The 1,330-nt window shown below is 52.6% G+C and carries 1 protein-coding gene; it reads right to left on the reverse strand.

The features are described 5' to 3' along the window. Positions 1-379: 379 nt before the first annotated feature. The coding region (locus EYQ01_01145) for a glycosyltransferase family 1 protein (GenBank protein HIE64422.1) at positions 380-1,330 on the reverse strand (951 nt) is incomplete at its 5' end.

The following is a 1,330-nucleotide window of genomic DNA, read 5'->3' on the forward strand; positions in this document are numbered from 1 at the left end:
TACTCACTCTCGGTGCATCGCATGAGATCGAGATTGATCAGGAAGGCTTCCCGTCTCTCCCACTGATTGCCTGTGTCATAGTTCCCTGCCACCTCAAAACCGTCGCCCATATCGATCCCAGAGCGATGAAGAGTCTGGGATACAAGCGTTGTTCCAGATTTATGCATCCCGAGAACGACGTAGATCATGACAAACCTGGAAACCCCTCAATGGATTGGACGGTCACGGATTTCTCCTACCCGAAAAGTAGTCATGTCCCCTGGACCCAAGTCTCAATCTCAAACGCGTAAGCGGTGACTCTGCCAATGGAAAAGTGTCGCATCCCTCGTTTCCCAGAGGGCTCGAAATCCGGCAAGATTTTCTTCCCTCTCATCCCGAATCAATCTTGACCGAAGCACGCCCCTAGGTAAAGCCGGCTGATTCGGTCCCACGAATACCCCTCCGCAGACTCCAGCATCGATCGAGAAAAGGATTCTCGAAGATTTTCATCACCCAAAACTTTCCCCAGAGCTTCGCTCATGCCCGCGATGTCACCGGCTTCGACGACCAATCCATTTTTCCCCGAGTTGACCAGGTCCTGACTCCCGCTGACATTTGTCACCACCGCCGGCCGGCCAGCTGCCATCGCTTCTAGAACAACCAACGGCATCATCTCCCAAATGGACGGGGAAAAAAAGATATCGGCCTGTTGATAAACGCCGACCAGGTTCTCTCCGTACAGACCTTCACAGAACGTGACACGGTCACTGATATTGAGCTCATCGCACAGGTCCTGGTTTGTGGCCGTACCTTTTCCGACCAGCAAATAATGCGCTTCCGGAAACTTCTCGGCCACCGCAGAAAATGCCCTAATACCCGCAGCGTAAGCTTTCTGCGGATGCTCTCGGCCGACGCTCAAGATCACGCGCTTGCTTTGATCTAGATTGAAGTGACTTTTTAGAACAAACTGGCTTGAGCGACGAAACCTTTCGAGATCGACGCCGTTTGGAATATCGACGATCTGATCCTGACTCACACCGATTTCCTCCATCAGTCGTCGGGCAAACGAACTGATAGCAATCGCCCCGCTGCAATTCTCGAGAGCACTCCGCAAAACAGACTCAATTTCGTATTTCTGCCTGAAGCCCCAGTCAAACTTGGTGAGATCTCCTCCATGGCACGTGATCACATAGGGACAGCCAGGTATCAGGCCATCGAGATAGTAGCCCGTGGGATAAGCCATATGGATCGACATACAATCCGGGTCGAACTCCTTGATCTGTTTTTTCAGATCGCTTCGCGTATACCAGCCCCAGGGAAATTTGTGGTAGCCGACACGGGCCGCGCCGCG

It is taken from the genome of Candidatus Manganitrophaceae bacterium (genome assembly GCA_012960925.1).
Lineage (GTDB): Bacteria > Nitrospirota > Nitrospiria > SBBL01 > JAADHI01 > DUAG01.